The following is a 24152-nucleotide window of genomic DNA, read 5'->3' as shown; positions in this document are numbered from 1 at the left end:
GACGGCGCACGCGACTGCCTGCCCTCAACGGTCCTCGCCGTCCCAGGTGCGCTGGCCGGTCTCCCAACGCCGGGCCTCCCACGGGTCGGTGCTGCTAACGGCGGGCTGGGCCGGCATCACCGGCGGCCAGTCCCCGACCGGCTCGTGCTGCGCCACGCTCCACCCAACGCCGGTGTTGACGTCCGTGTCCGGTGACGGCGCGGCGGGCAACGTCATCGGTCCCGACGCCGGCCGGCCGTACGTCTCGACGAGGCGGGTGGCCGCGAGTCCCACCGCCAGCGCGACGCCACCGACCGCCCAGCGACCGAACGTCCACCCGCGCGCCTGCGCGTACGCGAGGAGCAAGCCGATCGAGGCCGACGTCAGCAGGGTGCCGAACACCCCGGCCCGGAGGCCGAAAGCACTGGTCCCGGCGAGCAGCGCGGCACCGACCGCCAGGACCGTCCAGTCCAGCCCCGCCGCTGGCGTGACCGTGCCGTCGGCCGAGGCGATCAACGCACCGCCGAGCACCGCCAGCACGGTGGAGCAGACGTACCCGCCGGTGGCGGCCACGGCAGCCGCGACACCTCGCCGCCGGGCCGGGTCAGCGACCGGACGGAACCGACCCACCAGCCGACGGATCGGCCCCACCGCCCCGAACAGCCCGCCTACCACCGCGATCGCGGCGAAGCCGACGAAGAGTTGCCCGGCGGTCCTGAGCGGGTCGTAGTCGCCCTGCACGAGTACGGGTGTGGCCCGCTGCTCGACGTAGACGATGACGCCGGCCGCGCCGCCGAGACTGGCCGCCCAGCCCGGCACGTGCAGCAGCACGACGACCAGCCCCAGCACCAGGCCGCCGAGCGCGGCCACCGCGGCGGCCGTGCCGACGGTGGCGAGCACGCCGAGGTCACTCTGCTCGGCGAAGTGCAGTCCGGCCGCGATCGCCACCGGTCCGATCGCGAGGTTCACCGCGGCGCAACGCAGGCTGAGCCCGGCGGCCAGGGCCAGCATGCCGAGGCCGACCACGTCGACGATGAGACCGCGCAGGCCGTTGCCCCGCAGCAGCGCGGGGTCCTCCCGCCACACCAGGTAGACCAGCGCGCCGAAGCCGAGCAGCAGGAGCGTCTCCCAGACGACGTGCACACCGAAACGGTCCCCACCCGGCTCGGCGTGAGGGTCGTCGAGGATCGTGTCCGCCCCGATCGCGGGAACGGCCGAGGTCGGCCCCGGCACTCCGCTCCGGCCCGGTTCGTCGTACCCCATTTTCCTGCCTCCCAGCGGCCGCCCGGACTCCACCGACGCGCGGGCGGACCTGCGGCGGGGCGTTGCCTTACGGTCGCAGGCACCGTACCCGCGCCCCGGAGCCGGGCGTAACCCCCGGCAAGGGAGGTGTCGAAGTCTTGGCGGCGTCGGCCGCACCCCCGGGCTAGCGCCGGCCCGGGCGGGTCTCCCAGTCGTGGTCCGGCTCGTCTTCGTCATCGGGTCGGTCCGGTACCCGGCAGGACCGCTCCAGCCACAGCGCGGCGGCCACCAGTGCCGCCGCGGCCAGCAGGCCAGCGAGGGCGGCCGGGCGGTCGTCGGCGGCCGCTCGGGTCGCCTGCACGAACAACCAGCCCGCCAGTCCCGCGTACGCGCCGACGAAGATCGCGCCGACCAGGGCCGACGCCTTGGCCAGCACGACGAATCGGGCGACCACCAGAGGGTTCACCGGTTCGCGGCCCGGTCGGCGCTCGATCCGGCCCCGGGTGTTGATCGCCGCGTACGCCTCCAGCACGGCAAGCCCGGCGAGGGTGACCACCGGCAGCCACGGCAGCGCCGGCAGCCCGTCGTAGTAGAAGGTGCTGATCAGCAGCCAGGCCAGGGCCGCAGCGGCGAGCGCGGCCACCACCAGTGTCGAGACACGGGTGAGCCCCATCGACCCGTCGGGCGGCGCGGACCGCGTCATGCTGGGCCTCCGCCGCGCTGTGTGCCGACACCAGGCACCGCCGCGCTGCGCCTGATCATTCGCTGGACGCGCTCGTTCATGGCTTCGACTCTAACGGCAGATCGGGACGAGGGCTCATTTCCGACACCTGCACGGCGGCCGGCCCCGAGGTCAGCAGGTCGGTCAGCCAGCCCTGTCCGGGCAGTTGGGCGTACGGCTGGATGTCGATCCACGGCCGGAGCACGAAGGCCCGGAGATGCGCCCGGGGATGCGGCAGGGTCAGTTCGGGGTCGTCACTGAGCACCGGCCGGTCGTCGTCGGTCCAGACCGCGATGACATCGACGTCGAGCGTGCGGGGGCCGAAGCGCCGTCGCGGGTCTCGGACGCGGCCGGCCGCACGCTCCGCCGCCCTCGCCCGCGCCAGCCAGTCGTACGGTCCGGCGATCGGATCCACGGCCAGCAGCACCGCGTTCAGGTACGCCGGCTGATCGGATTCGCCCCACGGTGGGGTCTCGTAGACCCCGGAGACCACCAGGACGGCATCGCCGAGCGTGGCCAGGGCGGTACGCAGATGATCGAGCCGGTCACCGAGGTTGCTGCCGAGGGAGAGCACGGCCCGGGTCATCGGGCACGCGCCCGGCGCATCGTCACGGCCACGTCGGTGAAGGAGTGCGGTACGGGCGCCTCGGGCTTGTGCACCGTGACCGTCGCGCCGCTGACCCGTGGATCGGCCAGGCAGACCTCGATCAACCGGTCGGCGAGGGTCTCGATCAGATCGACCGGTTCACCGGTCACCACCGCGACCAGGCGCTCGGCCAGCTCCCCGTAGTGCACGGTGTCCGCCACGTCGTCGGAGCGGGCCGCCGGTGCGAGGTCCAGTTCCAGCACCGCGTCGACGACGAAGTCCTGCCCACGGGCCCGTTCGAAGTCGTACACCCCGTGCCGGCCGTACGCCCGCAGGCCGGTTAGCTCGATCCGGTCGGTCACCGCCGGGCCTCCTGGTCGGTACCGCGGTGCTCGCCGCCGGAGGCAGCGGCGGTCCGGTTCGACCCGGTGCCGAGGCTGGGACGGCCGGTGGCCCGCCAGACGGCGAGCGCGTCGACGGTGGCGCGTACGTCGTGCACCCGGACGCCCCAGGCACCGGCGGCGACCGCGAGCAGGCTGGTGGCCACAGTGGCCGTCTCCCGCTCGCGGGTGGGACGTGGCGTGCCGCCGGGACCGGCCAGCAGCAGCCCCAGATATGACTTGCGGCTGGCGCCGAAGAGCAGTGGAAGACCCAGGTCTAGCAGCTCAGGCAGCCGGGCGCCGAGTTGCCAGTTGTGCGCCGCTGTCTTGGCGAAGCCGAGGCCCGGGTCGACGATGATGCGATCCGGGGCGACCCCGGCGCCGAGCGCGGCGTCCACCCGCTGGCCGAGCTCGGCGCGTACGTCGGCGACAACGTCGCCGTAGTCGGCCAGCTCGGTCATCCGTCGGGAGTGGCCGCGCCAGTGCATCAGCACCCAGGGGCAGTCGGCGTCGCGGACAACCCGGGCCATGTCCGGGTCGGCGAGGCCGCCGGAGACGTCGTTGACGACCACCGCCCCGGCGTCGAGGGCCACCCGCGCGACGCGCGCTCGGGTGGTGTCGATGCTGACCGGCACGCCGGCCGCGGCCAGTTCCCGGATGACCGGCACCACCCGGGCGGCTTCGGTCTCCGCGGCGATCCGGTCGGCGCCGGGTCGGGTCGATTCGCCACCGACATCAACCAACGCGGCTCCGTCGGCCCGCAACCGGACGCCGTGTGCGACAGCGGCCTCGACGTCGGCGTAGCGTCCGCCGTCGGAGAACGAGTCGGGCGTGACGTTCAGGACGCCCATCACCACCGGGGCCGAGGCCCGTACCAGATCGGTCACGACTAGGACCGTACCGGTCTCCTCGACCGTCCTCAGCAGCCCGGGGTCGAGGGCCTGACATGCGAATTGGAACAGTCGTACGATCGGTCGTCCGGGTCAGATCGGGCAGACTCTTCGCGGCTTGTCGCAAAGGGGGGCGGCCCGTACGCTGTGAAATTGCCCAGCATCGAGATGGCGACGCGGTTAAGGGAGGGCCAAAGAGGGACAACCCGCCCAAAAATCGCCACCCTCCGTGGCGAGCGACACACGCAGGGTCTCGAACGCCGCGCAGCCTGAGCACCAATCCCGCAAGGCTTGCCTACTGCACCACCGCGGCGCCGCCGGCCGCGACTTGGGGAGGTTCCAGTGATCGCCATCGAGCTGATGGAAGCGGCGTCAACCAACGCCGCCCACCTGCTCTCCACCATGGCATCGTCGATCCCGCTCGCGGCCGAAGAGCCGAAGGGGATCAACACCGAGGGCGTCGTCACCTTCTTCGCCAGCAAGATCGCTCCGATCCTGCTCGCCGTGCTGGGCGTCATCTTCATCGGCCGGGCCAGCCGTGGCGAAATTTCCAAGGTGCTGACCAGTTCCGCCATCGCGATCGTCGGGCTGGCCTTCATCGCCGGAGCCGCCACCCTCTTCTTCATCGGTGACTTCCTGATCAACCTGATCTTCCAGTAGGCGCGGGCACGAGATGCGGCTGCGCACCGACGACGACATCTACCGGGCCCGCCTGGTCTATCTCGGGCCGCCCGGCTACACCCTTCCGGTCCACCTCCCGTACGCCCAGTACGGGTTGTTCATCCTGCTCGTTCCCCTCTACATGTTCATCCACTGGCTGTTCACGTTGCAGGTCGAGCTCTTTCCCGCCTGGGAGATCGCCCTCGCCATCGTGTCCACCTCGTTCGTCTTCCGGTACGTCGACCCGGACCGTCCGGCGCGCATGGTGATCCGTACCGCGCTGACCGACTGGCGACGCACCCGGGAGCCGGCCGCCGAGCAGCGCGATCCACGCCTGGTCGGCAGCAGGATCAGGATCCGGGAGGAACTGGCATGACCGGCTGCACGCCGTACGGGCCGAACGAGGACACGGGCAGGACGATCGCATGAGCCGCTCCTCCACGCCGGGATCCCCGGCCGGGCACTCTGCCGCTCCACACGGTAACCGTGCGCGTTCGTTTGACTACCCCGAAGCCGGTGAACTCGACGACGCCACGCTGGATCCGGCGCTCGCCGCCACCGCGGGTCACGGTGGTGTCGGTGTCTTCCAGTCCCCACGGCCACCGCAGCGCCGGGCGATTCCGGCCGAGCCCGCGCCGACAACCCGCGACGGCGCCGACATCGACTCGCCCTTCCTCGACCTGTTCGGCGGTGCGTACCCCAGGCCCGGGACGGCCCAGCGCGGCACCGCGCTCCCGGCAAGTGCCGTACCGCAACAGGCGGTTCCCGCCGCGCCCAGACCCGCCGGGCCCGCACCGGTGGCCCACCGACCGGCGCTGTCCCCATCGCCGGCGCCACCGTCCAGCCCCATACCGGCCGCGCCGCCGAGCAGCCCGGTCGACGACGCGACGACCACCGACCGGCCACCGGCCACGGCACGGCCGTCTCCGCCCGGAGACCGGCTGCCTAACGCCCGACCGCCGGCCGACGACCGCCCCGCCCGTGACGGACGCCCGACCCGCAACGAGCCTCCCAGCCGCGACGTGGCGCAGCCCGCCGCCACGGCCACCCGGACGTCACACTGGGCAGCGCCACCTGCCACCCGCACCACCTCGGCCCCCCGACAGCGTTCGGTCGACCACCGCGACCGGCCGATCAAGCCGGTCCGGGTCCACCCACCTAAGATCAAGTTCGGCGACCGGGACCCTTCGGTCGAGCTGGCCGTCACCGAGATCGCCGGGCACCTGACCTTCACCCCCAACACGGTCACCGCCTGGTACTGGCTACCCGAGGTGCGCTGGGCGTTCCGACCGGACGCAGAACGCGAAGCCCTACTCGCGGCCATCTCCGAGCAGTACGCCGGACTGGCCGGCTTCCGGCTGCACCTGCGCCGCACCACCCGGCCCTTCCCGGCCGACGAGTGGGCCCGCACCATCGACACCAACACCACCGCGCCCCTGCCCGACGTACCCGGTACACCCGGCTGGGCCGACCACCTGGTTTCCGCGCAACGCCACCTGCTCTCGGTCAACCACGCCGAGGGTCAGACCTACCTCGGGGTCACCTTCGCCCGTCGCTCGCTCGGCGACTCGCTCACCGAGCGGCTGCTGCGCACCTTCGGTCGGGGCGTCGCCGACGGCGAGCGACGCCGGCTCGGCCGTACCGTCGAGCAGTTCGACGAGGTGCTGGGCGCGTTCGGCATGCGCGGACGCCGGGTCACCGCACAGGAGCTCGAATGGCTGCTCTACCGGTCGGTGGCACTCTGCATGGCACCGCCCGGCACGCTGTCACCCATCACCGACGGCCGTTGGGAACGCGGCGACCTGCTCGCTCTCACCGAACAGGTGGAGCGCTACCGCACCCCGTACGGCTCGACCGTCAAACTGGTGAACCGGATGACCGGCGAGGAACGGCACGTCGCGGTACTCGCCGTGGGCCGGATGGAGCCGCTGGAGATTCCCGAGCGGCACGAGCCGTGGCTGCACTTCCACGAGCGCCTGCCGTGGCCGATGGAGCTCTCCACCCGGGTCGACGTCCTCGGCTCCGGTGACTCCTTCCGCAACCTCGAACACCGCCTCCGGATGATCCGTTCGCAGCAACTCGACTACGCGGAGCACGGCATTGACGCCCCACCGGAGCTGGAACGCCTGGCCAAGCGCGCCCTGGTGATCGGCGACGAAATGACCACCGGGCTGCCGGTCGACTCCGCCCGCGCGCACGGGTGGCACCGGATCGCGGTGGGCGGGCGTACCCGGGAGGAGTGTCTGGAACGGGCCCGCAGGCTGATCCAGCTCTACTCCCGGGAGTTGCGCATCTCGCTCCAACATCCGAAGAACCAGGACTGGCTGGCCCGCGAGTTCATCCCCGGCGAACCGATCGCCAACACCGGATACGTCAGGCGGATGCCGGTTCCCCTGCTCGCGGCGGCGCTACCGCAGGCCGCGTCCACGGTCGGCGACCGGCGCGGCGACCTGATCGGGCGCACCGCCGGTACCTGCCGCCGGCCGGTCTTCCTCGACCTGCACTTCCCGATGGAGATCCGTGAACGCTCCGGCCTGGCCGTCTTCGTGGCCGAGCCGGGCGGCGGCAAGTCGACCCTGCTCGGCGCGCTGGGCTACCTGGCCGCCCGCCGGGGCGTACAGGTGACCCTGCTCGATCCCTCCGGTCCCCTGGCCCGACTCTGCGAGATGCCGGAGCTGCGTCCGTACGCCCGCGTGCTGAACCTGACCGGCTCCGAACAGGGCACACTGGCGCCGTACTCGCTGATCCCGACGCCGCTGCGCAGCGAGTTCGGCGTCGGTGCCACCGGCGACCGGGAGTTCGAGATCGCGGTGTCCAACGCCCGCGCCGAGCGGCGGATGCTGGTACAGGACATCTGCATGATGCTGGTGCCGCCGCAGGTGGCCCGCGAAGCCTCCACCGCCACTCTCTTCCGGCACGCCGTACGCCAGGTGCCCGCCGAGGAGGCCTCCACCCTGGACGACGTGGTCGCCTGCCTCGGGCAGCTCGACGACGACGCGGGCCGGGAACTGGCCAACCTGCTGCTGGACACCGCAGAGATGCCGCTGGCGATGCTCTTCTTCGGCCGCCCACCGGAGGGGCTACTCGGCGCGGACGCAGCGCTCACCGTCATCACCATGGCAGGTCTGCGGCTGCCCGACCTCAAGATCGAGCGCGAGTACTGGTCGGCCGAGGAGGCGCTCGCCCTGCCGATGCTGCACACCGCGCACCGGCTGGCGGTGCGGCGCTGTTACGGCGGCTCGATGTCGTCCCGCAAACTCGTCGGCCTGGACGAGGCGCACTTCATGGAAGGATGGCGCTCCGGCCGCTCGTTTCTTGTTCGGCTCGCCCGCGACTCCCGCAAGTGGAACCTCGCCGCGCTGGTCGCCTCGCAGAACCCCCGTGACATTCTCGGCCTCGACGTCCAGAACCTCGTCTCCACCGTCTTCGTCGGCCGGATCGCCGAGGACGCCGAAATCGCCGCCGAGGCGCTTCGCCTGCTGCGGGTACCGGTCGACGACGGCTACGAGGCCACCCTCGCCTCGCTCTCCGCCGCCGACGCCGCCTCCGCGCACCGGCTCGGTTTCCGGGAGTTCGTGATGCGCGATGTCGACGGCCGGGTACAGAAGGTCCGGGTCGACGTTTCCTACGTGGATGGACTACTGGACTACCTCGACACCACCCCCGCCGCCATCGCCGCCGCCGCAGGGGTGCTGCCGACCGTGCTGCCCGACCTGGAGGCGTGACATGGTGAGGGCCCGGTCACGGATCACGGGGCTCCTGCTGGCGCTCGGCGTCCTCGCCGCCGCCACGGTCAGCTGGCCCGGGCTGACCGTCGCACCGGCGTACGGGGCACCGGCCGCGTACCAGGCCGCCGCTGACCTGTGCACCACCCAGGAGTGGCAGGTTGACTTCCGCGCCTGCGTGTCCCGGCTCCACCAGGTGGCGGAGTCGGAGGCGACCTGCCTCAATCCGCCGACGCCGACCGCGCCGGACTCCGGCATCGCCGGGTGGTTCGCGTCCCGGCCCGAGGCCTCCAAGCTGCCCGGCCCGAAGGGCTACTACAGCGACTACGGCTACGCCGGCTACAGCTACAGCACCTACAAGATCGAAACCGGCTGCGCGACCACCCTGCTCCACCCGGACTACAAGTTCACCAACACCGTCGCCAACGGCGAGTTCATGATGGCCACGGCGATCATCGGCGCCTCGAACGCCCTGCGCGAGCGCGCCTGGGATCCGGGGACGATGTGGGGCTGGGCGGATCCGCTGGTGGATCAGGCGACCAAGGCGATCTACCAGAAGGTGTTCAGCGTCTTCGGCATCGTCACGCTCTGCGTCGTCGGACTCTACCTGCTGTGGCGCTCACGCCAGTCTGACATGAGCAACGCGATGACCACGGCGGGGTGGGCGCTGGTGGTGATGATGGCCGTCACCGCGCTGGCCGCCTGGCCGGTCAAGTCCGCCAACCTCGCCGACGACGCCCTGGTCTCCACGCTCGGGGTGGTGCACAACGCGGTGGGTCCGGCGTCCAAGGACGTCCCGCCAGATCGCTGCGCGATGCCCAACCCGGAGGCCTGCACGGACAAGCGCCCGCCGGCGGTCCGGGCCAGCGACACCGCGGCGGAGGCGATGCTCTACCGCAACTGGCTGCGTGGCGTGCTCGGCTCGGCCGACAGCGAGACCGCCAAGAAGTACGGCGCGGCGCTGTACGACGCCAAGTCTCTCTCCTGGGGAGAGGCGGACAAGATTCGCACTAGCCCAGAGCTTCGCGAGGCCACCATCAGCGCCAAGAAGCAGCAGTGGATGACGGTTGCGGCGCAGATTGAGCGGGAGGACCCAGAAGCCTACGAGTACCTGCAGGGCGTCCGGGACATGGACCGGGTCGGCGCCGGCTTCATCGCGGTGCTCGCCGCCCTGCTCTTCGCGATGTTCGACCTGACCGCGTCGCTGCTGGTGCTACTGGGCTTCCTGATCTTCCGGTGGGCGGTGATCGCCGCGCCGATCCTTGGCACGATCGGCCTGCTCCGCCCGGCCAGCGCCGGGCTGCGCCGGCTGGGCAACGCGGTGGTGGCGGCGCTCTTCAACATCGCGATCTTCGGCACCGGCGCAGCCATCTATCTCTTCGCGGTCGACCTCATCATGAGCACACCGACGCTGCCCGGCTGGCTCCAGGTGGTGCTGGTCTGGCTCTGCGGGGTGGTCGGCTGGCTGCTGCTCCGCCCCTACCGGCGGATCACCCAGCTCGGCGGCAAGGACAGCAGCGAGGCGGTCAGCTCGGCGGGCTCCTGGCACCGGCGTTTCTTCCGGGACATGCGCACCGCCGCCCGGCTCGACGTCGCCGAGCCAGGCGGCACCGCCGAACCCCACCTGGGACGACGCCGGGCACCGGCCGCGGAACAGCCGAGAGTACGTCCGGAGGCCCGCCCGGACCCGGTGCCCACGGTTGGTCCCACCACCATTCCGGGAGGTCCGGGCAGTCGGGAGACACCCGACGGCCCCGACCCCGCCCAGAAGCCCCGCGAGGTCAAGCGCGTCGCTCCGCGCCCGCGTCGACGCCAACCCGCCGGCTGGATCGAGCCGGACGTACCGGAAGAGAATCCGTCCTTCGCCATCTACCGCCCGGGATCCCCGGAGCGCTCCTCCGGGGAGGCACCGCCCCGGGTCCGCTCCGAGGCACGGTGAGTGCCGTGCGGCGGGCGATCGAATTCCTGGTCACCCGGCTGCTGCGATCGCGGCTGGGCATCGCCCTGGGCATCGCCGTGCTGGTGCTCGGCGTGGTCGCGGCGGCTCGGCTGGTCGCCGGGCCCCCGGACCCGACTGCGGGACTGAGCAGCCGCCCGCCCGAGCCGATCACCACCGTGCACCCCACCACGGGCGACGATGGTGCGATCTCGACGACCACCACACCTTCGCCGGTGACCCGGCCGGGCGAGCCGAACCCGGAACTGGTCGCCGAACGCTTCGTCACCGCCTGGCTCGGCCGTCCGGGTCAGACGGCGGCGGACTGGCTCGAGGAGCTCCGTCCGCTCTCGACCGCCGCCCTCACCGAGAAGTTCAGCGGCGTCGACCAGTCGGCCGTTCCGAACGGTCAGGTGACGGACACCCCGACCGTCCGCCCGCTCGGCGAGTCGCTCGTGGAGGCGCTCATCCCGCTCGACACCGGGCAGCTCCGGCTCGAACTGGTGGCACCGGACGGACGGTGGCTGGTGGACGCCGTGGATTGGAGCAGGGATGAGTGACGAGAGCCGTCCGCGGCGCCGGCCGGTCCGGCTCGGCGCGCTCACCGCCGCGCTCACCGCGGCGCTCGCGCTGCTCTGCTGCACCGGAGGCGCCGGCGCCTTCTTCCTCACCGAGCTGGGCGGAGACGGCGCCGAACAATTGGCTCCGGCCAGCATGACGTGCACCGGAGACTTCGACGTCGACGTCACCGGCAAGATGCCACGTTTCGCGCAGTACGGCGAGCGCCAGCTACGCAACGCGGCAGTGATCATCAAGGTCGGTCAGGAGATGGAGGTGCCGCCACGTGGTTGGGTGGTCGCGGTGGCGACCGCGATGCAGGAGTCACGGCTGCTCAACCTGGCCAACCGCACGGTCGACGAGTCGCGGGAGATTCCCAACGAGGGCGTCGGTGCCGACCACGACTCGGTCGGTCTCTTCCAGCAACGGGCCTCCTGGGGGACGGTCGCCCAACGGATGGACCGCGAGTACGCGTCCCGCAAGTTCTACGAGAAGCTGGTCGACGTGCCCGCCTGGGAGAAGCTGCCGCTGACCGCGGCCGCCCAGCGGGTCCAGATCAGTGCCTTTCCCGACGCGTACGCCAAGCACGAGGAGCTCGCCGCCCGCATCGTCGACGCGCTGGCCGGCGGCGCGGCCCGGACGGCTCTCATCGCCGGCCAACAGGTGTGCGACGCCGCGGCAGCGGGTGAGGTCGCCGCCTCCGGCTGGACGGCGCCGATCCCGGGCGGCGTCGGCTCCGGCTTCCGGACCGCCAGCCGTCCCGGACACAATGGCGTGGACATCGCCGCTCCGAAGGGCACCCTGATCCGGGTCGCGGCCACCGGCCGGGTCCTGGTCGCCCGCTGCGACCCGGACCGGCGAGGACGGCTCAGTTGCGATGTGGACGGCTGGCCGGGCAAGGGTGGCTGCGGCTGGTTCGTCGACGTGCTGCATGCCCAGGGCGTCATCACCCGCTACTGTCACCTGGTGAGTCGTCCCCGGGTCGCGGTGGGCCACACCGTGCAGGCTGGAGAGGTGATCGGCGAGGTGGGCAGCAGCGGCCAGTCCTCCGGGCCGCACCTGCACTTCGAGGTGCACGTCGATGGCGACCGTAGCAGCCGGGGTGCCATCGATCCGGTGCCGTTCATGCGGTCCAGAGGTGCGCCGTTGAAGGGCGCCGGGTGATCGATCCGCCGTCATGACCGAGCCACTTCCCGACCCGTTCGCCGACCAGCCCGACTGGTCACCGCAGCCACCCCGGCCAATCGAGATCGTCCCGGCGGTCGGACGCGTCGAGCTACGCGGGCAACGGGTACTGGTCGGGCTTCCCGGGCTCGGTTGGCGGGCGGACCTGCGCGCCGACGATCGGGTGGTACAGAACAGCCGCACCTACGTTCCGGTCATTGCCGAACACGAGTGGTACCGCGCCGAGTCCGAGCAGGTGGAGCTGTTCGCACCGCTGGTCCCGGTGGAGCGGGTCTGGGTGGAGACGGTGGGCCGGCGAAGCACCCCTACGCCGGACGGCGGCCTACGCCTCGTCTCGCTGGATGCACCCGCACATCCGGCGCCGACCCCCGTCTTCGAGGCGGGCTCGGTCACCGGGCGGCGGGTGGTGCAGATGGACGGCCCCGTCGAGCACCGCGACCTGCGTGCCGTCACCGAGACCTACTCGGGCACCGAGGGCGACATCTGCGTACGCGTCGCTCCCGAGTTGGAGTGGTACCGCTGGGCTTGGCGCGGCCAGGCACCGACCACCCTGGAGGTCCCCGTCCACCTGTTGTGGGTGGAGTGAACCGACCTAGCTTACCGTAGCGGAACAGACCCGCCAGTCCTCACCCAATCGTGTGCTGAACGTCCACGACTGCCGGTCGCTCTGCCTGATGCCGTCCACCTGGGCAGAAAAGGTAAGGTCCACCCGCACCTGTGCGCCGTCATCGTCCAAAACGACATGCAGCCTTTCCCAGCTGACCCACATCGTGGTCTCGAACCGCTCCTCTCGGGCCGTTAGGTCATTCCTGAGCAGCCGAAGCTGCTCCAAATCTGTGTTGCCCTCGCAGGTGAAAAGTTCCGCGCGAACGTCGTTGTGATCCACCAGGAACGTTCGGAGGTAGTTGTCCACTACCACTGCCGGAGCGCTGCGGTCTGGAGTGGTGGCGCGGTCGTAGACGAGGTATCCGACCACTCCGCCACCCAGACAGAGGGCAGCGACCACGCCGGCGACCACCGTCAACACCGTACGCAGCCGCCGCCGGGGCGGTGGCAGAGCCGGCGCGATCGCGGGCGGCGCCACCTCCTCCGGCGGGGACCGTTGCGCCGGTACGCGGGAGACCTGGGAACCGGCGGAGGGCGGCACTGATTCCACCCCCTGAGGCTATCGGCTGGCGGCTGCGGACCCAATGCCCAGATTCAGCCGATCGTGATGGATCGCTGCCAGCCGGTGAGATCCGCGACTAGAGCGGCGCAGCGCCGTCGCGCATCCCGGACGTCGGGCCTCCGCTGGGATACCGTCGTCTCTGCCCGGCGATTGGGTGCCGACCTCGGGCGGAGGAGGTGGACCTGGTGGGCGGTCCGAAGGCACGGACGCTCCGCGCCGCCGCGCTGCACCGCAGGGCCGCCGCGACGGCTGCGGCGGCGGCGACGGTCCTCGACGAGATCCGGCCCGCTCCGGCCGACCAACGGCACCAGTACGCGCTTGCCGAGCGGTTGCGTGCCGCAGCGGCCGTTCTTGCTCCCGGTTGGGCCGGCTGCGCGTTGGACACCGTGGAGCCGAGTGCCCCCGCCGGAGAGGGGCCGCCACCGTTCGTCCGGGTCGGCGCCGCCGCACCGCTGGACGACACCCGTTTTCCCGCGCTGGTTCCCCTGCTCGGCAGCGGCCACCTCGTGATGGACTCCGATGCGCGGGACCTGCGGGTGGCCGGGTTGCTCCGGGCCGTGCTGCTGCGGTTGCTGGCGGCGACGCCGGCGGGGTCTCTACTTGTGCGAGCGGTGGACGCGACCGGCGAGACGCTCGCACCGTTCGCGACGCTCGGCGATGCCGGATTGTTGTCCCCACCGGCCACGGACGCGGCGGGGCTCCAGGCCCTGCTGACCGAGGCGGAGCGGTGGGTGGTGCCGGGGCCTTCTGGTCCGCGCCGGCACGACCGGTCGCTACTGCTGATGGTGGCTGCTCTGCCGGAGCCGACCGGGCCGGACGATCTGGCCCGGATCGAGGCACTCGCCGAGCGAGGGCCGGCGGCCGGACTGCATCTGGTCGTCGCGGGGTGGAAAAGGACTGGCCGCGACGGGCTGGCGCGCGCCACGACGCTGTCGATGCGGACGGCGTACGCGCTGCTCGGGGATCCGCCCGGCGGGTCCTTCGCGACCGCTGGCGCCGGGTCGCCGGGCGGCCTGAACTCACCGGTGCTCGTCGAACCGGATCCACCTGCCGGCCTCGTCGACGCCGTCTGTCGCCGGGTCGCCGCCCAGATCGAGGCCGGCACCCGGCTGTCCCTCTCGGGCCTGCTGCCGTCTCCGGAGGACGACCTGTGGCAGGTGGAGGCGACCAACGGGTTGAGCGGCACGGTTGGTGACGCCGGTGGCCGGCCGGTGTCGCTCGGCTTCACCGAGCTGACACCGCACTGGCTGGTCAGCGGTCGCTCCCGGGCCTGCCGGTCCGCCTTCCTGTCCACCGCGTTGTTCGGCCTTGCCGCCCGGTACGGACCGGACGAGCTGTCGCTGTACCTGGTGGATCTCGGCGAGGGCGAGTCCTACGCGGAGTTCCTTCAGACCGAACGGGACCGGACCTGGATCCCTCAGGTCCGGGCCGCCGCGATGGCCGCCGACCGGGAGTACGTACTGGATCTCCTGGACCAGCTGATCGACGAGGTCCACCGGCGTGCCGACGCTGCCCAAAGGGCCGGTGGGCAGCGTTTCGCGGAGCTGCGCCGGCATCGCCCGCTGCCTCGGGTCGTCTGCGTACTGGACAATCTGCCGATGCTCTTCGCCGAGCGGGATCGGTTGGCCGTCGAGGCGGCCGCCCGGCTGGAAACGCTGACGAGAAGCGGTCGGGCCTACGGTGTGCATCTGGTGCTGGCCGGCGAGGGTGACCTTTCGCTGGGCAGCCGATCCGACGGGGGGCAGCGGGACTCGCTGCTCGGCCAGTTCCCGGTGCGGGTCGCGCTGCCCGGCGGTGGTGCGGTGCTGGAGCCGACCAACGATTCCGCGGCCGGCCTGCCGGTGGGCAGCGCGGTGGTGAACACCGCGGGCGGGCTCGGTGGTCCCCGGGGTGCGATCCGGGGCCACGAGCGGATGGTCCGGTTCCCCGACTCGCAGGACGAGCCGGAGACTGTGGAGCGGCTACGCCACCGGCTCTGGGCGTCCCGCCCGCAGACCGCCACCCCGCCGGTGGTCTTCGCCGGGTACGCCCGGCCGCTGCTCAGCAATGACCCCCGTTACCGGGCGGCCCTTGCCGGGCAGGCGATGGGTCCGGCCGCGCTGCTCGGGCGGGCGGTGGACGTCGCACGAAGCACGGTGGCGGTGCCGTTCGGACCGGCTGCGGGCCGCAATCTCGCCGTCCTCGGCCCGCGGCCACAGGCGAGCCGGCTGCTGGCGACGGCAGGTCGCAGCACCTCGGTCCACCATCCACCGGGCACGGCCCGGTTCGTGGTCGCCGCACCGGATGCCGAGGCGCGGCCGGTCGCCGACGCCCTGGCGGCGGAGCTGGCTGGTCGACACCCGGTCGAGTCGGTGGACCTGGCCGGGCTGTGCGCCGTCATCGACGCCGGCGAGCCGGCCTACCTGGTGGTCTTCGGGCTGGACGTGGCGCCGCCCGAACAGCTGCCACCGGACAGGCTGCGGGCGCTGCTGCGGGACGGGCCACCGGCCGGGCAGCACCTGTTGGGTTGGTGGCGTACGGTGCCGTCGTTCTCGGCGTTGATCGAGCAGGACGAGACGGTCGACAAGCTGACCGCGGTGGCGGTGGCGGGTGTGCCGGGGGCGCAGCTCACGCCGGTGTTCGGTCGGCCGGTCGATTGGCGGCCCCGGCCTGACCGGATGGTGTTGTGGGACGGGCCCGGAGAGCGCGGCGTGGTGCTGGTGCCGTACGACGAGGTGGGGAAGACGGAATGACCCTCAGCCAGTCGCGCACCCAGGTCGCCGGCCCGGGCCGGCAGCGGACGGCCGGCTTTTCCGAGGATCCGGTGCCGGCCGCGTGGGCCGACTACCTGGCCGCCACCCGACAGCTCGACGGGGTGCGCCGTGGTGCGGCGACCGCCGCGAGCGAGCAGGCCCGCACGGTCCAGTCCGCCCGTACGGAGCTGGCTACGGTTCGCACTCTGCTTGCACCGCAGCAGGCGCGGCTGCGTGAGCTGGGCGTACCATCGATTTCGTTGGTGCCGACGCCGCCAGAGCTGACCGAGGCGACGCGCTCGATGGTTGGTGGCCCGAGGTCGGTGCTGTCGGCGCTGCGGGACGCCCGGCGGTTTGCTCTCAACGCGGACTACACGCTCACCGCCCGCGGCCTGTCGCGGGTGGCACACTGGCCGGCCCGACCGCGCAACCTGTTGGTGTACGGGCCACTCGGGCTTCTGGTGCCACTACTGCTGGTGGCGGTGCTCCTGGTGGCCGGCACCGGTGCCGTGACCGTCCTGGCACTGGTTGTGGGGCTGCCGGGGCCGGCTGTGGCATCCGGCGTGGGTTGGTGGGCGGTGGGGCGGTTCTTCCCGCCCAGGCCTGGGGAACAAGTGGATCGCACCGTTCGATTCGGCGTGCTCGCCTGTCTGGCCCCAGCGGTGGCGACCACCGCGGGAATCGTCCTGGCGATGCTGGCTGGCTGAGAGGCCGCCGGTCAGCGGTGGAAGATCAGGGCCATCGCCTCGGCGCGGGACTTGGCGTCCCGCTGGAGGGTACCCCGTACCGCTGACGTGATCGTCCTGGCACCTGATTTCTGGATGCCGCGCATCGCCATGCACATGTGTTCGCACTCCAGCACGACGATCACGCCGCGCGGTGCAAGCCGTTCCATCAGCAGGTCGGCGATCTGCGAGGTGAGCCGTTCCTGTACCTGCGGCCGGCGCGCGAATACCTCGACCAGCCGGGCCAGCTTGGACAGGCCGGTGATCCGTCCGTCGGGACCGGGGATGTAGCCGATGTGGGCACTGCCGCGGAACGGCAGCAGGTGGTGCTCGCAGAGGCTCATCACGTCGATGTCCCGGACGAGCACCAACTCCTCGTGGTTGGCCTCGAAGGTGGTGGTGAGCACGGTGGCCGGGTCGACGCGCAGGCCGGCGAAGAGTTCGGCGTACGCCCGGGCCACTCGTGCGGGGGTCTGCTGGAGCCCGTCGCGGTCCGGGTCCTCCCCGACCGCGATCAGGATCTCGCGGACGGCCTTCTCGATCCGTCCGAGATCCACGGCGTCCTCGACTGGGCGGCCGGTGAGCCGGCCGTTGACCAGCCGTGCGGCGATGTAGTCGAGATTGTCGGTGTCGGGTTCGGTGGCGGAGGCGGCCAGTCCCCGCTGTGGAGGACTGGCCGCCGGGTCGTCGGTGTTCAGTGCGAACCGTCCGAGTTGTTCGAACTGGCGCCACCGACCGTCGCCTGGGCGCCGTCAGCCTCGGCCTGCACTTTGAGCGAGTCCTTTTCCGCCGCGGTGAGCACGGGCGGCTCGGTCGAGGGCTGCCGCTTGCCGAAGCCGTTGTACGGTGCCATCGGCGGCCGCTTGACCACTCGGGCACAGATCCGGGCCATGTCGGCGGTGGAGAGAGTCTCCTTCTCCATCAGCTCGAGCACGATGTTGTCCAGAACGTCCCGGTACTCGACCAGGATCTCCCAGGCCTCGTCGTGAGCCAGTTCGATCAGTGCCCGCATCTCGCCGTCGATCTCGGCGGCGACCACGTCGGAGTAGTCCCGCTCGTGGCCCATGTTGCGGCCGAGGAAGGGCTCGTCACCGCTGGTGCCGTACTTGATCGCGCCGAGCTTGGAACTCATGCCGTACTGCGTGATCATCGCGCGGGCCAACTGGGTGGCCTTCTCGATGTCGTTGCCGGCACCGGTGGTGGGCTCGTGGAAGACGAGTTCCTCGGCGGCCCGGCCGCCCAGCGCGTACGCCAGGGTGTCGATCATCTCGGCCCGGGTCTGGGTGTACTTGTCCTCCGTCGGCAGCACCAGGGTGTGACCGAGGGACCGGCCGCGGGACAGGATCGTCACCTTGTGCACCGGCGCGGCATGCGGCAGCGCCCAGGCGACCAGCGCGTGCCCGCCCTCGTGGTACGCGGTGATCTTCTTTTCCTGGTCACTCATCACCCGGGTACGCCGCTGCGGGCCGGCGATGACCCGGTCGATCGACTCCTCCAACGACTCGTTGGAGATCGCCCGCTGGTCCTTGCGGGCGGTCAACAGGGCCGCCTCGTTGATCACGTTCGCCAGGTCGGCGCCGCTGAAACCCGGCGTCCGCTTGGCCACCGCGTCGAGGTCCACGTCGGGGGTGAACGGCTTGCCCTTGGCGTGCACCCGGAGGATGGCCTTGCGGCCCTCCATGTCGGGGGCGTCGACCGGGATCTGCCGGTCGAACCGGCCCGGGCGCAGCAGCGCCGGGTCGAGGATGTCCGGCCGGTTGGTGGCGGCGATCAGGATGACGCCGCCCTTGACGTCGAACCCGTCCATCTCTACGAGCAACTGGTTGAGAGTCTGCTCGCGTTCGTCGTGGCCGCCGCCCATGCCGGCGCCACGGTGCCGGCCGACGGCGTCGATCTCGTCGACGAAGACGATGGCGGGCGCATTCGCCTTGGCCTGCTCGAAGAGGTCGCGGACTCGGCTCGCACCGACACCGACGAACATTTCCACGAAGTCGGATCCGGAGATCGAGTAGAACGGCACCCCGGCCTCGCCGGCGACGGCCCGGGCGAGCAGCGTCTTACCGGTGCCGGGCTGACCGAACAGGAGTACGCCCTTCGGGATCTTCGCGCCGAGCGCCTGGTACTTCGCCGGGTTCTGCAGGAAATCCTTGATTTCGTACAGTTCCTCGACGGCCTCCTCGGCGCCGGCGACGTCCGCGAACGTCGTCTTCGGCGTGTCCTTGGTGATCATCTTGGCTTTGGACTTGCCGAAGTTGAGCACCCGGGAGCCGCCGCCCTGCATCTGCGACATGAAGAACAGCAGCAGGAGCACGAGCAGGACGATGGGGAGCAGGTTGACCAGCAGACTGACCCAGATGCTGTCCGACGACACCTCGGTGTCGGCCGGCCCGGTGACCCGGTTGTTGGCCTTGGCGTCGAGGACCTGGTTCCAGACCTCGTTGCCGACCTCGTACGGGAACTGAGCCTCGATCAGCTTGGTGGTGGTGTCATCGAACTCGGCCTCCTCGGCCAGTTCGAGCTGGATCGTCTGTTCCTTGTCCTGGAAGACGACCTTCTCTATGCCGCCCTTGTTGAGCTGGTCCAGCGCGACGGATGTGTCCACGCGGTGGTAGCTGGGACCACCGGTGAACAACTGACTGAGCACGACGGCGCCGAGGATGACCAGGATGACCCAGAACACCGGTCGGCGGAAGAAACGCGTACGTTCCATGCTGTTGTCGAGCGCCGAGACGCCCGCATCCTCCTGATCGACGTCCTGACCGACTGTGGGTGTCGCCGCCTGGGCGGCTGCCGGAGCCGCCGTGCGGGCCGGCCTCGACCCCGGGGCGCGGATTGCCGCACCACGGTCATTCGACGGTACACCGTACGAGACCGGTGTGAGCTGGCGAGCCCAGCACTTACGCGCACGGCGAACCTGATGTCAGCCGGCGTGGCTCGGAGCAGACCTCCGTACCACCGGGATTCACGGTAGTCCGGTCAGCTGAAAGTCGGCTGAATGTCGGTCGGGCGCGGGCGGCCGGGTCTGGGCCGGCCGGGTCTGGGGTCGGCCGGCGGGTGGAGGGTCACGAGCGGGCGTAGACCTCCGGCTTGAGCACGCCGACGTACGGCAGCTCGCGGTAACGCTCGCCGAAGTCGAGGCCGTACCCGACTACGAACTCGGTCGGGATGTCGAAGCCGACGTACTTGACCGGCACCGTCACCTTCACGGCGTCCGGCTTGCGGAACAGCGCGACCACCTCGACGCTCGCCGCCGACCGTGACTCCAAATAACGCAGCAGCCAGGAGAGGGTCAGCCCGGAATCGACGATGTCCTCCACGACGACGACGTGCCGGCCGGCGATGTCCCGGTCGAGGTCCTTGAGAATCCGGACCACGCCCGAGGAGGTGGTCCCCTGTCCGTACGACGAGATGGCCATGAAGTCCAGCTCGGCGGGAGGGCCCTGACGGCCCAGCGCCCGGGCGAAGTCGGCCATGAACATGACCGCCCCCTTGAGTACGCAGACGAGCAGCAACCCGTCGGTGACGTGAGCATGGTCCGCGGAGACCTGCTTGGCCAGCTCCACGGTCTTCTCGCGGATCTGCGCCTCGGAAATGATCACGTGGTCGATGTCGGCGTCGTACCAGGAGCCGTCAGCCATGCCCATAGCCTGCCGTACGCCCCGGGTACGCCGTCGCCGGGGCCGCACCTTTGCGGGGCGACTCCGGCCTGGATTTATGCCACACCGGGTACAGATCATCTCATCAGGGGCGGGATCGCCACCGGTGTCCGCCGTCGGACGGCTTCCAGTCGGCCGAGTCCCGGCTGTCGGCCGTCAGCCCGGTGGCGGAGAGCACGACAAGGAGGAGGAAGAAGAGCAGGAAGATCAGGAAACCCATGGCGGCGCTCGCTTTCTGGCGTTCGTGGATGTCTGTCGCCGCCGGTGCGCACCGGACATCTGTCGGTCTGCGTACCCGAAAAGCGCCCAGACAGTGGCAGGAATGCCATACATGCTCGACTTTCAGCCACCTGTGCGGTTAACCTCGTCACATGCTTCGCTCGGTCGCAGTGGTCGTCCTGGATGGCGTCGCCCCGTTCGAACTCGGCGTACTCGCCGAGGTGTTCGGCACCGACCGCACCGCCGACGGACTGCCCAGCTACCGCTTCGACGTGTGCAGCCCGGACCGGGCCCCGGTACGCACCTCGGCCGGTTTCCACCTCGTGCCCAACGCCGACCTGGAACCGATGGAGGAGGCGGATCTGGTCGCGGTCCCCGCGCACAATCCCAGGATCACCGCCCCGGCCCAGGTACACGAGGCGCTCCGCCGGGCCGCCGAAAGGGGGGCCTACCTGTTCAGCGTGTGCGCGGGCGCGTACCTACTGGGCGAGGCGGGACTGCTCGACGGCCGGAAGTGCACCACCCACTGGCTGTACGTGGACGAGTTGCAGCGTCGACACCCTCACGCCCAGGTCCGCTGCAACTCGCTCTACGTGCAGGACGGTCGGCTGCTCACAAGTGCCGGCACGGCCGCCGGCATCGACGCCAGCCTGCACCTGGTACGCCAGGAACACGGCTCGGCCGTCGCCACCCGACTGGCCCGGCGGATGGTGGTGCCGCCACACCGCGACGGCGGACAGGCCCAGTACGTCGAGGCGCCGATACCGAAGGCGCCGTCCGCGCCCACCCTCGAGCCGGTGCTGGAGTGGCTGATGGGGCGTCTGGAGCAACAGACGACCGTCGACGATTTGGCCGCGCGGGCCGGCATGTCCCCGCGTACGTTCGCCCGGCGGTTCCGGGCCGAGACCGGCACCACTCCGCACGACTGGCTGACCAACCAGCGGGTGCTGCTGGCCCGCCGGCTGCTGGAGGAGACCGGACTCTCCGTGGAGACGGTCGCCGACCGGGCCGGCTTCGGTGATGCCGCGGCACTGCGCCACCACTTCACCCGCCGGGTCGGCGCCACCCCACACGCGTACCGCACCACGTTCCGCGAACGCGCGCCGGCCTGCTGATCCGCGGGGACACATCGGCCGGTCCGCCGACCCGCCGAGCAGCTCAGAAGCCGCCGACACCGCCGTCGACCCGAGACTCGGAACCGGCGACGTAACCACCCTCGGCACGGCGCCAGATCGCCTGGCCGTAACCGAAGACGGAGGGCTCGGGCGCGACGGCGAGTTCGTGGCCCCGGGACCGCAGGTCGGCGATCAGCGCCGCGCCACCGGGCCCGGTGGCGAACTGCTCCTCGACCAGCAGCGAACGGCCCGCGTGCCAGTACCAGCGCGGCGCGTCCAGCGCCGCCTGCGGGTCGAGCCCCGCGTCCACGGTCGCCGAGATCAGCTGGACGTGACCCTGGGGCTGCATGTGCCCGCCCATCACCCCGAATGGCCCGACCGGCGCTCCCTGCCTGGTCAGGAAGCCGGGAATGATGGTGTGGTACGGCCGCTTCCCGGGGCCGACCACGTTCGGGTGGTCGGCGTCGAGCCGGAAGCCGAGGCCACGGTTCTGCAGCGCGAAGCCATACCCGGGCAGCACCACGTGCGAGCCGAAGGACAGATAGGTGGACTGGATCAGGCTGACCATCATGCCGTTGGCGTCGGCCGTGCACAGATAGACCGTGCCGCCGCGCTCCGGTTCGCCGGCCACCGGGTCGGTGGCGGCCTCCGTTACGGCTTTCCGGCGCTGGGCCAGGTACCCGGGCGCGAGCAGCGCGGCGACCGGCACCGGCGTGCGGTCGGGGTCCGCGACCTGCGCGTGCGCGTCGGCGAAGCCGAGCTTGACCGCCTCGATCTTGCGGTGCGTCCACCGCGTCGGCTCACCCGGCTCGAACCCGTTAAGGATGCCCAGGGCAAGCAGAGCGGCCAGCCCCTGCCCGTTCGGCGGCAGCTCCCACACCTCGTGGCCCCGGTAACGCACCGACACCGGGTCGACCCAGGTGCTGGCATGAGAGGCCAGGTCGTCGGCGGTGAGCAGCCCGCCGGTACGGGCGGCGTGGTCGGCCAGGGCCGACGCGATCCGGCCCAGGTAGAAGTCCTCGGCCCGACTCTGCGCGATCAACCGCAGCGTCCGGGCCGCGTCCGGGTTGCGCCACCGCTGGCCCGCCCGGGGCGCCCGGCCGCCCGGCGCGAAGACCCGAGCGAATTCCGGGTACTCGGGGCCGACCAGGTCCGCGTGTGCCGCCACCGCCCGGGCCCAGGCCGCCGCCGTGGCGGTGGAGACGGGATGCCCCTGTTCGGCATAGCCGATCGCATCGACGAAGAGGTCGGCGAACGGCACCGAACCGAACCGGTCGTGCAGGTCACGCCAGCCCGCCGGCACGCCCGGCACGGTCACCGGCAGCCAGCCTCGGGCCGGCAACGCCCGGCCGGCAGCCTGGGCGCCGCCCAGCGCGTCGGCCGGCTCGGCACCCCGCCCGCCGGTCGCGGTGAGTACCAGGTCGCGGGTCAGTGCGGCGGGTGATCGACCGGAGGCGTTCAGACCGTACAGCCGGTGCCCGTCCCACACGATGGCGAACAGGTCGCCACCGATGTCGTTCGACGGCGGCTGTACCACGGTCAGGGTGATGGCGGTGGCCAGCGCGGCGTCTACGGCGTTGCCGCCGCGCCGTAACACGGCCAACCCGGCCGCCGCGGCCAACGGCTGGCTGGTGGCCACCGCGGCGTGCGGGGCGAGCAGCGGCTGCCTCGGGTAGGTCATCCCCCGGGTTCCTCCGACACCAGCCGGTCGGCGCGGCGGAGCACCCGCAGCCCGCCCGGCAGGTAGGTGGCCCGCTGTCCACGCCATGCGGTGACCAGCGTTTCCAGGGCGACGACGTGCCGATACGACAGTGCGGCCGGCGGCGCACCCAACTCGTGAGCCCAGGCGCGCAGCACCCGGCCACGGATCGCGGGAGCGAGGTCGGCCAGCACCTTGACGGCCAATCCGCCGTCGGGGTGTCGCGCCCCGGTCAGGGCCTTGCCGGCCAACTCGTCCAGGAACTCGTTGTCCGCCGCCGTCAACCGAGCGGTACGGGCGAGATTGTCGAGCACACCCGGACCCAGCGACCGGACCAGTGCCGGCAGCACGTCGGCGCGGATCCGGGACCGGGCGTACGCGGGATCCAGGTTGTGCGGGTCCTCCCACGGCGTCAACCCGAGTGCCAGGCACGCGGCGCGGGTCTCCAGCCGCCCCACCTCCAGCAACGGCCGGACCAGCGGTGTCCCCGCGAGGTCCCGGCGGGGCGGCATGCCGGCGAGTCCACGCGGGCCGGCGCCTCGGGCCAGGGCGAGCAGCACCGTCTCCGCCTGATCGTCCCGGGTGTGCCCGGTGAGCAAGGCCACCGCGCGATGCCGCCCGGCGACCTCCGTCAGCGCCTGGTAGCGGGCCTCGCGGGCGGCCGCCTCGGGTCCACCCGGCCGGCCGGCCACCTGGACCCGGACCACGTCCACCGGTGCCAGACCGGCCCGCTCCGCCCACCGCGCCACCGCCTCGGCCCGCCGCGCCGACCCCTCCTGCAGCCCGTGGTCGACGGTGACCAGACCTGCGGTGCCACCCGTCCGGGGCGCTACGAACGCCGCGGCGGCAGCCAACGCCAGCGAGTCCGCCCCGCCGGAGCAGGCCACCAGCACCGGCCCGGACGCCGGCAGACCGGCCATCGCGCGGCGGACCGCGACCCGGATCGCGGCGACCGGCGGGGCGAGCGCGGCCATCG

22 protein-coding genes are annotated in these 24152 nt (G+C 71.6%); 10 read left to right on the top strand and 12 right to left on the bottom strand.

What is annotated here, in order from left to right:
• Positions 1–24: 24 nt before the first annotated feature.
• From ACFHWY_RS00335 to folP, 5 genes are all read right to left on the bottom strand, one after another.
• On the bottom strand, positions 25–1242 hold the full coding sequence (locus ACFHWY_RS00335) for an ABC transporter permease (protein WP_416578040.1): 1218 nt from the start codon (positions 1240–1242) through the stop codon (positions 25–27).
• A 163-nt stretch (positions 1243–1405) separates the two neighbouring features.
• Positions 1406–1894 carry a DUF3180 domain-containing protein gene (locus ACFHWY_RS00330; protein ID WP_416578638.1) on the bottom strand — a complete coding sequence of 163 codons (489 nt, stop codon included), beginning with the start codon at positions 1892–1894 and terminating at the stop codon, positions 1406–1408.
• Between the two features lie 106 nt (positions 1895–2000).
• Positions 2001–2528 (bottom strand): 2-amino-4-hydroxy-6-hydroxymethyldihydropteridine diphosphokinase, encoded by a 528-nt coding sequence (folK, locus tag ACFHWY_RS00325; RefSeq protein ID WP_416578039.1) that lies wholly within the window; start codon positions 2526–2528, stop codon positions 2001–2003.
• Positions 2525–2890: a dihydroneopterin aldolase gene (gene folB / locus ACFHWY_RS00320; protein ID WP_416578038.1), complete on the bottom strand. Its 366-nt coding sequence runs from the start codon at positions 2888–2890 to the stop codon at positions 2525–2527. The genes folK and folB overlap by 4 nt, the downstream gene beginning before the upstream one ends.
• The gene (gene folP / locus ACFHWY_RS00315; protein WP_416578037.1) at positions 2887–3795 is read right to left on the bottom strand and encodes a dihydropteroate synthase; all 909 of its coding nucleotides are present in this window, start codon (positions 3793–3795) and stop codon (positions 2887–2889) included. The genes folB and folP overlap by 4 nt, the downstream gene beginning before the upstream one ends.
• Positions 3796–4140: 345 nt before the next feature.
• Between folP and ACFHWY_RS00310 the strand changes: the two genes are divergently transcribed.
• The 7 genes from ACFHWY_RS00310 to ACFHWY_RS00280 are packed head-to-tail and all read left to right on the top strand — an operon-like array spanning position 4141 to position 12448.
• Positions 4141–4458: a hypothetical protein gene (locus tag ACFHWY_RS00310; protein WP_416578036.1), complete on the top strand. Its 318-nt coding sequence runs from the start codon at positions 4141–4143 to the stop codon at positions 4456–4458.
• Positions 4459–4471: 13 nt separating this feature from the next.
• Positions 4472–4834, top strand: a complete 363-nt coding sequence (locus ACFHWY_RS00305) for a hypothetical protein (protein WP_416578035.1) — start codon at positions 4472–4474, stop codon at positions 4832–4834.
• 49 nt (positions 4835–4883) lie between these two features.
• On the top strand, positions 4884–8183 hold the full coding sequence (locus ACFHWY_RS00300; RefSeq protein WP_416578034.1) for an ATP-binding protein: 3300 nt from the start codon (positions 4884–4886) through the stop codon (positions 8181–8183).
• Position 8184: 1 nt separating this feature from the next.
• On the top strand, positions 8185–10122 hold the full coding sequence (locus ACFHWY_RS00295; protein WP_416578033.1) for an MFS transporter: 1938 nt from the start codon (positions 8185–8187) through the stop codon (positions 10120–10122).
• Complete coding sequence (locus ACFHWY_RS00290) at positions 10119–10679, top strand: hypothetical protein (protein WP_416578032.1); 561 nt, start codon at positions 10119–10121, stop codon at positions 10677–10679. The genes ACFHWY_RS00295 and ACFHWY_RS00290 overlap by 4 nt, the downstream gene beginning before the upstream one ends.
• Positions 10672–11841, top strand: coding sequence for a M23 family metallopeptidase (locus ACFHWY_RS00285; RefSeq protein WP_416578031.1), 1170 nt, complete (start codon positions 10672–10674; stop codon positions 11839–11841). Before ACFHWY_RS00290 ends, ACFHWY_RS00285 begins: the two co-directional genes overlap by 8 nt.
• Before the next feature lie 13 nt (positions 11842–11854).
• A complete protein-coding gene (locus ACFHWY_RS00280) occupies positions 11855–12448 on the top strand; it encodes a hypothetical protein (protein WP_416578030.1) in 594 nt (197 codons plus the stop codon).
• A gap of 6 nt (positions 12449–12454) precedes the next feature.
• Here the strand turns inward: ACFHWY_RS00280 and ACFHWY_RS00275 are convergent, their stop codons facing one another.
• On the bottom strand, positions 12455–13009 hold the full coding sequence (locus ACFHWY_RS00275; protein WP_416578637.1) for a hypothetical protein: 555 nt from the start codon (positions 13007–13009) through the stop codon (positions 12455–12457).
• 197 nt (positions 13010–13206) lie between these two features.
• On the opposite strand from ACFHWY_RS00275, the gene ACFHWY_RS00270 reads away from it, so the two are divergent.
• Both ACFHWY_RS00270 and ACFHWY_RS00265 read left to right on the top strand, forming a co-directional pair.
• Positions 13207–15762 carry an FtsK/SpoIIIE domain-containing protein gene (locus ACFHWY_RS00270; protein WP_416578029.1) on the top strand — a complete coding sequence of 852 codons (2556 nt, stop codon included), beginning with the start codon at positions 13207–13209 and terminating at the stop codon, positions 15760–15762.
• The gene (locus ACFHWY_RS00265) at positions 15759–16469 is read left to right on the top strand and encodes a hypothetical protein (RefSeq protein ID WP_416578028.1); all 711 of its coding nucleotides are present in this window, start codon (positions 15759–15761) and stop codon (positions 16467–16469) included. The genes ACFHWY_RS00270 and ACFHWY_RS00265 overlap by 4 nt, the downstream gene beginning before the upstream one ends.
• Before the next feature lie 11 nt (positions 16470–16480).
• Here ACFHWY_RS00265 and folE read toward each other — a convergent pair whose 3' ends face one another.
• From folE to ACFHWY_RS00245, 4 genes are all read right to left on the bottom strand, one after another.
• Positions 16481–17143 carry a GTP cyclohydrolase I FolE gene (gene folE, locus ACFHWY_RS00260; protein WP_416578636.1) on the bottom strand — a complete coding sequence of 221 codons (663 nt, stop codon included), beginning with the start codon at positions 17141–17143 and terminating at the stop codon, positions 16481–16483.
• Between the two features lie 38 nt (positions 17144–17181).
• Positions 17182–19197 (bottom strand): ATP-dependent zinc metalloprotease FtsH, encoded by a 2016-nt coding sequence (gene ftsH / locus ACFHWY_RS00255; protein WP_416578027.1) that lies wholly within the window; start codon positions 19195–19197, stop codon positions 17182–17184.
• A gap of 352 nt (positions 19198–19549) precedes the next feature.
• Positions 19550–20125, bottom strand: coding sequence for a hypoxanthine phosphoribosyltransferase (hpt, locus tag ACFHWY_RS00250; RefSeq protein ID WP_416578026.1), 576 nt, complete (start codon positions 20123–20125; stop codon positions 19550–19552).
• 103 nt (positions 20126–20228) lie between these two features.
• Positions 20229–20363, bottom strand: a complete 135-nt coding sequence (locus tag ACFHWY_RS00245) for a hypothetical protein (protein WP_416578025.1) — start codon at positions 20361–20363, stop codon at positions 20229–20231.
• Between the two features lie 151 nt (positions 20364–20514).
• Between ACFHWY_RS00245 and ACFHWY_RS00240 the strand changes: the two genes are divergently transcribed.
• Positions 20515–21477, top strand: a complete 963-nt coding sequence (locus tag ACFHWY_RS00240) for a GlxA family transcriptional regulator (RefSeq protein ID WP_416578024.1) — start codon at positions 20515–20517, stop codon at positions 21475–21477.
• A 43-nt stretch (positions 21478–21520) separates the two neighbouring features.
• Here the strand turns inward: ACFHWY_RS00240 and ACFHWY_RS00235 are convergent, their stop codons facing one another.
• Both ACFHWY_RS00235 and tilS read right to left on the bottom strand, forming a co-directional pair.
• On the bottom strand, positions 21521–23158 hold the full coding sequence (locus tag ACFHWY_RS00235; RefSeq protein WP_416578023.1) for a gamma-glutamyltransferase family protein: 1638 nt from the start codon (positions 23156–23158) through the stop codon (positions 21521–21523).
• Complete coding sequence (gene tilS / locus ACFHWY_RS00230; RefSeq protein ID WP_416578022.1) at positions 23155–24150, bottom strand: tRNA lysidine(34) synthetase TilS; 996 nt, start codon at positions 24148–24150, stop codon at positions 23155–23157. The genes ACFHWY_RS00235 and tilS overlap by 4 nt, the downstream gene beginning before the upstream one ends.
• Between the last annotated feature and the right edge of the window lie 2 nt (positions 24151–24152).

The organism is Micromonospora sp. LOL_024 (assembly GCF_048060415.1).
In the GTDB taxonomy this organism is placed as follows: Bacteria; Actinomycetota; Actinomycetes; order Mycobacteriales; family Micromonosporaceae; genus Micromonospora.
Note: the sequence above shows the minus strand (reverse complement) of the source record. Positions and strands in the feature narration are given on the sequence as shown.